Origin of the sequence: Kytococcus sp. HMSC28H12, from assembly GCF_001816045.1 — a bacterium.
GTDB lineage: Bacteria > Actinomycetota > Actinomycetes > Actinomycetales > Dermatophilaceae > Kytococcus > Kytococcus schroeteri.
Genome location: NZ_KV824650.1, coordinates 1 through 6568 on the forward strand (window position 1 = coordinate 1; position 6568 = coordinate 6568).

Here is a 6568-nt window from a genome sequence, read left to right on the forward strand (position 1 = left end):
GTTCGTCCACAGCTGTGGACGAACCCGTGGTGGACGCTCGCGCCGGGGACGCGGGCGGGGCCTGGGCGGGCTCCTGGACGGCGGCCACCGCGTCGGGGTCCACGGAGACCGCCAGGCGCACGTCGCGGTCGAGGACCTCGGACAGCGCGGTGGCGACGTCGTCCCGCAGGTGGCCCTCCACCGCGTCCTTGACGTGGTCGTACTTCACGGCGATGAGGGCCGTCGCGTCGAGCAGGCCCACCAGCGTGGCCAGACGGAGCACGCCGACGTCGCGCGGGGCGAGGCCTGCTCCCTGCAGGCGGACCATGGCCTCGTGCCAGATGGCGGCGGCGTGGTCGTCGGGGGTCTGGCTCACAGGGGGTCCTCACAGCGTTCCGGGGCGTCGTGCACACGTCCGTCCCCAGGGTCACGAGGTGCGGATCGCCCGCCCTGGGGCGTTGTCAACACCATCGTCCACACCCTGTGGACACACCCAACGTGCGTGGTGGGTGAGACCCAACGATAGCCGTTGTCCACAGGCTCTCCACACCCGACTCCGCGCTGAATTGACCCGGGAGTGGGGCAAAACGTAGGGTGAGGGGTCCGGTCTGCGCCGTGGTGACCCCTCCGGGGGCGTCGGCGCACGGCCCATGAGGTGCCCACGGAGCTCGGGCACTCGCCATCCCCCCGCCGTCGTGCCGACCGGCATGCGTGGAGCGGGGCCGCAAGCCCGGGGAACCAGGGCCTGCCCGAACGACCAGGAGACACCATGAGCAAGCGCACCTTCCAGCCCAACAACCGTCGTCGCGCCCGCAAGCACGGCTTCCGCGCCCGCATGTCCACCCGCGCCGGCCGTGCCATCCTCGCCGCCCGCCGCGGCAAGGGCCGCGCCAAGATCTCCGCCTGAGCGGACCCGCGGTGCTGGCGGCCCGCCACCGACTGCGACGCAGCCGTGACTTCACGGCCGTGCTCCGCGGTACCGGCCGCCGCAAGGGCTCGTCCACCACGATGTCCGTGGTGCTGACCCCCCGGCCCTCGACGCCCGACCAGACCGACCCGCACCCCGTGCGGGTCGGTTTCGTCGTGTCCAAGCAGGTGGGCAACTCGGTGGTGCGCTCCCGCGTGCAGCGTCGCCTGCGCCACCTCGTGGCCGATCGGCTGGCCGACCTGCCCGCCGGGCACGATCTCGTGGTGCGGGCCCATCCCGCCAGCGCCACCGCCGAGTGGAGCGCCCTCGTGCGCGATCTCGACCGCTGCCTGGCCCGCGCGGTCCCCCGGGGCGCCTGATGTGGCGCGTCGGCGGGCGTCCCCTCCTGGCCTGGCCCCTGCTCGTGCTCGTGTGGGGCTACCAGCGGCTGGTCTCCCCCCTCCTGCCGCCCACGTGCCGCTACTACCCGAGCTGCTCGGCCTACGCCGTCACCGCCCTCACCGAGCACGGCGCCCTCCGTGGCACTGCCCTGGCGGTCTGGCGCGTGGCACGATGCAACCCGTGGTCGCACGGCGGCTACGACCCCGTGCCCGGCACCGACCCGGGCGGCCTGCACACCCGGCCCGACCCGGGGGACAATGGCCCCGAGTGGGACGCGGCCTGACGGGCCCTGCGGTCCCCACCCCCTGAACCTCAGCAGTCCACAGACGAAGGATTCTCCGTGCCGAATCTGCTCTACCCCATCGAATGGGCCGTGGCAGCCATCCTCGCCGGCGCCCACCGGGGCCTCACCGCCCTGGGGATGCCCTCCGAGTCGGGCTGGACCTGGGTCCTGTCGATTCTCGCCCTGGTGGTCCTGGCCCGCCTGGCCATGATCCCGTTGGTGATCAAGCAGATCCACAGCAGCCGCAAGATGCAGCTGCTGGCGCCCGAGATCAAGAAGATCCAGCAGAAGTACAAGGGCAAGCGCGACCAGGCCTCCATGCAGCGCCAGCAGGCCGAGACCATGGAGCTCTACCGGGCCAACGGCACCAACCCGATGGCCTCCTGCCTGCCGCTGCTGCTGCAGATCCCCATCATGTACGGACTGTTCCGGGTGCTCCGTGCCGTCCCGGGCGTCGCGGACGGCGCGCACGCCCCCATCGGGTTCATGACCCAGGACCTGGCGCGCTCCTTCGACTCCGCCTCGATCTTCGGGGCCGAGCTCTCCGACACCTTCCTGCACGACCCCGGCGTGACCCCCAAGGTCGTGGCGCTGGTGCTCGTGGTGCTCATGACCGCGTTCACCTTCTTCAGCATGAAGATGTCGATGGACATCAACATGCCCGAGACGGCCAAGGAAGGGCCGATGGGGCAGTCGCAGACGATCATGCTCTACGTCATGCCGCTGGTGCTGGCCTTCACCGGTGTGAACTTCGCGATCGCCCTGCTCGTGTACTGGACCCTGAGCAACCTGTGGTCCTACTTCCAGCAGCTGTACATCATCCGCCACATGCCGACGCCCAACACCGAGGCCGAGCGCCGCATGCACGCGCGCCAGATCGCCAAGGGCCAGGAGCCCACGCGCATGACGCTGGCGCCCGTGGGCGGCAAGGACTCCGGGGCGCACGCGCTCGGTGACGAGAAGGACGGGGCCACCGACGGTGGTCGCTCGACCTCCTCGGGCAAGGGGGCCTCGGGGCCGCAGGTGAACCCGGTCTCGGCCGGTACCCGCATGGCCCAGGGCGGCACCGGCGGGCAGCGCTCCCAGCCGGTGCGCCGCAAGAAGAGCAAGAAGCAGCGGAAGAAGGGCTGACCCATGGCCGACGCACCGGCGCACCCCGAGCGGACCCCCGCGCAGATCGAGGTCGAGGGCGAGATCGCGGCGGACTACCTCGAGACCCTGCTCGACCTGGCCGACATGGACGGCGACATCGACGTCCAGCACGAGGCCGACCGGGCGGTGGTGAGCATCGTGGACTCCGAGGAGGGCACGGTGCCGCGCCGTCTCGTCGGCCCCGGCGCCCAGGTGCTGGAGGCCCTGCAGGAGCTCTCCCGCCTGGCCGTGCAGGCAGAGACCGGGGAGCGCAGCCGCCTCATGGTGGACGTGGCCGGGTACCGCGCCGACCGCCGCAAGGCGCTGGAGCAGCTGGCCGATCGCACCGTGGAGGCCGTGCGCGAGAGCGGCACCGAGCGTTCCCTGGAGCCGATGACGGCCTTCGAGCGCAAGGTGGTGCACGACCGCGTGCTGGCGGGCGGGCTGCACTCGTCCTCGGCGGGCGAGGAGCCCAACCGCTACGTGGTGGTCTCCCCGGCGCCGGCCGGTGAGTGACGTGGACGCCCCCGAGGCCGGCGGAGAGGGCCTGGCCCCCAGCCCGGAGGCCGCGGCACGGGTCTTCGGTGACCTGCTGCCGCAGGCCGAGCGGTTCGCGCAGATGCTGGCGACCTCCGGTACGGAGCGGGGCCTCATCGGCCCGCGGGAGGTGCCCCGGCTGTGGGAGCGCCACGTGCTCAACTGCGCCGTGGTGGCCGAGGTCCTCGACGGCGCCGACCACGTGCTCGACGTGGGCAGCGGGGCTGGGCTGCCCGGCATCGCGCTGGCGCTGGCCGCGCCCGAGACGCGGGTGACCCTGGTGGAGCCGATGCTGCGGCGCACCGTGTGGCTGGACGAGGTCGTTTCCAAGTTGGGCCTGGGCGACCGTGTGGCCGTGATCCGTTCTCGTGCAGAGAACCTCGACGACGGGACGACGGCCCCCGTGGTGACCGCACGGGCCGTGGCCCGCCTCGAGGTGCTGGCCCCGTGGTGCCTCCCGCTGGTGGAGACCGGCGGTCGCATGGTGGCCCTCAAGGGGTCCTCCGCCCAGCAGGAGGTCGAGCAGGCGCAGAAGGTGCTGCGGCGGTTGGGCGGCGGTGCCGTGGACGTGGTGGACTGTGGGTCGGCGTACCTGGAGGTCCCCACCACGGTGGTGATCGTCACCAAGGAGGACGTCGGTCGCTCGGGAGGCAGCTCCCGCGGCCGTCGGTCCCGGAGCAAGGAGAAGCGATGAGCAACCCCGTCGGCTGGCCCAATGGGAGCCACCCCGCCACCCCCACCGCCCCCACGCCGGGGACCGCGCCGGTGGGCTGGCAGCCGACGGTGGCGCCCTCGTCGGTGGAGCGCGTGCCGGCCGTGGGGGCCGTCCCGCAGGAGTCCCCGGTGGACACCGCGCAGGGCGGGACCGACGGGGCCGCGGCGGGGTCCACGACCACGGCCGCTGCCGAGGGGTCGTCCGCCCCGACCGGTGAGCCCTCCACGGACGACGACGAGGACGACGATCCGGTGCCCCCCTTCACCCCCGCCGAGCGCAAGGAGCGTGGTCGCCCCACGCCGCTGAAGGCCCCCTCGAGGACCGTGGTCATGACGGTGGCCAACCAGAAGGGTGGCGTCGGCAAGACGACCACCACGGTGAACCTCGCCGCCGCCTTCGCCGAGGGTGGGCTGAAGGTGCTCGTCATCGACCTGGACCCGCAGGGGAACGCCTCCACCGCCCTGTCCATCGAGCACCAGTCGGGGGTGGCTGGTGTCTACGACGTGCTCATCGACGAGGCCACGCTCGAGCAGGTGGCCCAGGTGTCGCCCGAGAGCGAACGCATCAGCGTGGTGCCGGCCACCATCGACCTGGCGGGTGCCGAGATCGAGCTGGTCTCGCTCGTGGCGCGGGAGAACCGTCTGCGCCGGGCCCTGCAGGAGATCCGCGAGGCGCAGACGTACGACGTCGTCCTCATCGACTGCCCGCCGAGCCTGGGCCTGCTCACGGTGAACGGGTTCGTGGCGGCCGACGAGGTGTTCATCCCGATCCAGTGCGAGTACTACGCCCTGGAGGGTGTGAGCCTGCTCGTGCGCAACATCTCCCTCATCCAGCGGCACCTGCACCCGGAGCTCCGCCTCGGGGGCATCCTGCTCACGATGTTCGACGCGCGCACGCGACTGGCGACGCAGGTGGCGCAGGAGGTGCGTGACCACTTCGGTGAGGTGGTGCTGGAGACGCTCATCCCGCGGTCCGTGCGCATCAGCGAGGCGCCCTCCTACGGGCAGACCGTCCTGGCCTACGACGCGGACGGCCCGGGGGCCCGGGCCTACCGTTCGGCGGCCAAGGAGGTCGTCGCCCGCTGGTCCTGAGGGGTGCGGGGGTGACGTGGTGCCTGACGTCACCTCGTGGACGTGATCCGGTGGTTCCGGGTATGAGATACTGCGCGATACGCGCCCTCAGGGGCGCTTCGATGTCTCAGAAGGCCCAGGAGGTCACCATGTCGAGCAAGCGTGCGCGCAAGCGCAAGACGAAGCGCAAGGGCAAGGCCAACCACGGCAAGCGCCCCAGCAGCTGATCAGGAGCCTCGCGTTCCCACCAGGCGGCCCTCCCCTCGGGAGGGTCGCCTGATCTGTTGTGGGCTCCACATGCCGTGAGTCAACGGGCCCGATGGGAAGCGCTCGTCGCGTTTCACGTGAAACATGCCATGTGGACCGTGGAGGTCGACGTTCGCGCTGCATGGGAGACTTGGGGGTCGTCCGGCAGGGCAAGGCGTCGAGAGGAGACAGCATGGCAGGGCAGCGACGAGGACTGGGGCGAGGTCTCGGGGCACTGATTCCCCAGGAGGACGGCGGGGCGCGGCCCCGCGACGTCTACTTCGCGCAGCGTGACCAGGCAGCGGCGCCCAGCGCCGACAGTGGATCGCGTGGGTTGACGTCCCCGTCGGCCACGGCAGCCGCCGGGGGCGAGGCGGCGCCCGCCGGTGCGGAGGGCCCCGAGGCGACCGCGACACCCTCGACGGACGCCAAGGATCTGGTCGACGCCCCGGCCCGCCTTGTGGAGCTGCCGGTCGACGAGGTCGTGCCCAACCCGCGGCAGCCGCGCGAGGTGTTCGACGAGGACGACCTCGAGGAACTCGCACACAGCATCCGCGAGCTGGGGGTCATGCAGCCCATCGTGGTGCGGACGGCGGGTGACCGCTACGAGCTCATCATGGGTGAGCGCCGTCTCCGCGCGTCGCGTCTTGCCGGACTGGAGACGATCCCGGCCATCCTGCGCCAGACCGAGGACCAGGAGATGCTCCGTGAGGCGCTCCTGGAGAACCTCCACCGGGTGCAGCTCAATCCCCTCGAGGAGGCGGCGGCCTACGGTCAGTTGCTCGAGGACTTCGGGTGCACCCACGAGGAGCTGGCGAAGCGCCTCGGGCGCAGCCGGCCGCGGATCACCAACTCCCTGCGCCTGCTCAAGCTGCCCCCGAGCGTTGCCCGTCGGGTGGCGGCCGGGGTCCTGTCCGCGGGGCACGCCCGCGCCCTGCTGGGTCTGGAGGACGGAGCCGCGATGGAGCGCATGGCCCAGCGCGTCGTGGCCGAGGGTCTCTCGGTCCGCGGCCTGGAGGAGCTCATCGCTCTCGGTGTTGGGGCGGAGCAGGAGAAGACAGGCCGTCGTCGTCTGCCCAGCCGCCGCACCTCCCCTGAGCACGAGGACCTGGCTGCGGAGCTCTCCGACCGGTGGGACACCCGGGTGTCGGTGAAGATGGGGCGGAACAAGGGGACGCTGACCGTGGAGTTCGCGGGGCAGGACGACCTCGACCGCATCCTCACCCTGTTGGCGCCCGACGCCTGACCCGGAGGCGGCGCCCACGGAGACGGGGCGGGTGATGTTCCACGTGGAACAT

The 6568-nt window shown here is 71.9% G+C and carries 9 protein-coding genes and 1 pseudogene; 9 read left to right on the forward strand and 1 reads right to left on the reverse strand.

Features of this window, described 5'->3' with window-relative positions:
- A pseudogene (locus HMPREF3099_RS10375) lies at positions 1–355 on the reverse strand (chromosomal replication initiation protein DnaA); the annotation flags it as partial.
- A gap of 393 nt (positions 356–748) precedes the next feature.
- Between HMPREF3099_RS10375 and rpmH the strand changes: the two are divergent.
- From rpmH to HMPREF3099_RS10415, 9 genes are all read left to right on the forward strand, one after another.
- Positions 749–886, forward strand: coding sequence for a 50S ribosomal protein L34 (gene rpmH, locus HMPREF3099_RS10380; RefSeq protein ID WP_070705893.1), 138 nt, complete (start codon positions 749–751; stop codon positions 884–886).
- Positions 887–897: 11 nt separating this feature from the next.
- Entirely contained in the window at positions 898–1266 is a 369-nt protein-coding gene (rnpA, locus tag HMPREF3099_RS10385; protein WP_070705894.1) for a ribonuclease P protein component, read from the forward strand.
- Positions 1266–1571 (forward strand): membrane protein insertion efficiency factor YidD, encoded by a 306-nt coding sequence (yidD, locus tag HMPREF3099_RS10390; protein WP_083323712.1) that lies wholly within the window; start codon positions 1266–1268, stop codon positions 1569–1571. Before rnpA ends, yidD begins: the two co-directional genes overlap by 1 nt.
- A 57-nt stretch (positions 1572–1628) precedes the next feature.
- The gene (gene yidC, locus HMPREF3099_RS10395; protein WP_070705895.1) at positions 1629–2702 is read left to right on the forward strand and encodes a membrane protein insertase YidC; all 1074 of its coding nucleotides are present in this window, start codon (positions 1629–1631) and stop codon (positions 2700–2702) included.
- Positions 2703–2705: 3 nt separating this feature from the next.
- Positions 2706–3218 carry a Jag family protein gene (locus HMPREF3099_RS10400; RefSeq protein WP_070705896.1) on the forward strand — a complete coding sequence of 171 codons (513 nt, stop codon included), beginning with the start codon at positions 2706–2708 and terminating at the stop codon, positions 3216–3218.
- A 1-nt stretch (position 3219) separates the two neighbouring features.
- Entirely contained in the window at positions 3220–3933 is a 714-nt protein-coding gene (gene rsmG / locus HMPREF3099_RS10405; RefSeq protein WP_237769835.1) for a 16S rRNA (guanine(527)-N(7))-methyltransferase RsmG, read from the forward strand.
- The gene (locus tag HMPREF3099_RS10410) at positions 3930–5045 is read left to right on the forward strand and encodes a ParA family protein (protein ID WP_101849158.1); all 1116 of its coding nucleotides are present in this window, start codon (positions 3930–3932) and stop codon (positions 5043–5045) included. Before rsmG ends, HMPREF3099_RS10410 begins: the two co-directional genes overlap by 4 nt.
- A 101-nt stretch (positions 5046–5146) precedes the next feature.
- Positions 5147–5251, forward strand: a complete 105-nt coding sequence (locus HMPREF3099_RS13750) for a 50S ribosomal protein bL37 (protein WP_371327537.1) — start codon at positions 5147–5149, stop codon at positions 5249–5251.
- Between the two features lie 212 nt (positions 5252–5463).
- Positions 5464–6516: a ParB/RepB/Spo0J family partition protein gene (locus HMPREF3099_RS10415; RefSeq protein WP_070705898.1), complete on the forward strand. Its 1053-nt coding sequence runs from the start codon at positions 5464–5466 to the stop codon at positions 6514–6516.
- Positions 6517–6568 lie beyond the last annotated feature (52 nt).

What these genes read in the sequence shown, in the direction of transcription:
- HMPREF3099_RS10410 (WP_101849158.1), top strand. Translation starts at nt 3,930, where the DNA reads ATGAGCAACCCCGTCGGCTGGCCCAATGGGAGCCACCCCGCCACCCCC.
- HMPREF3099_RS10415 (WP_070705898.1), top strand. Translation starts at nt 5,464, where the DNA reads ATGGCAGGGCAGCGACGAGGACTGGGGCGAGGTCTCGGGGCACTGATT.
- HMPREF3099_RS13750 (WP_371327537.1), top strand. Translation starts at nt 5,147, where the DNA reads ATGTCTCAGAAGGCCCAGGAGGTCACCATGTCGAGCAAGCGTGCGCGC.
- yidD (WP_083323712.1), top strand. Translation starts at nt 1,266, where the DNA reads ATGTGGCGCGTCGGCGGGCGTCCCCTCCTGGCCTGGCCCCTGCTCGTG.
- rpmH (WP_070705893.1), top strand. Translation starts at nt 749, where the DNA reads ATGAGCAAGCGCACCTTCCAGCCCAACAACCGTCGTCGCGCCCGCAAG.
- HMPREF3099_RS10400 (WP_070705896.1), top strand. Translation starts at nt 2,706, where the DNA reads ATGGCCGACGCACCGGCGCACCCCGAGCGGACCCCCGCGCAGATCGAG.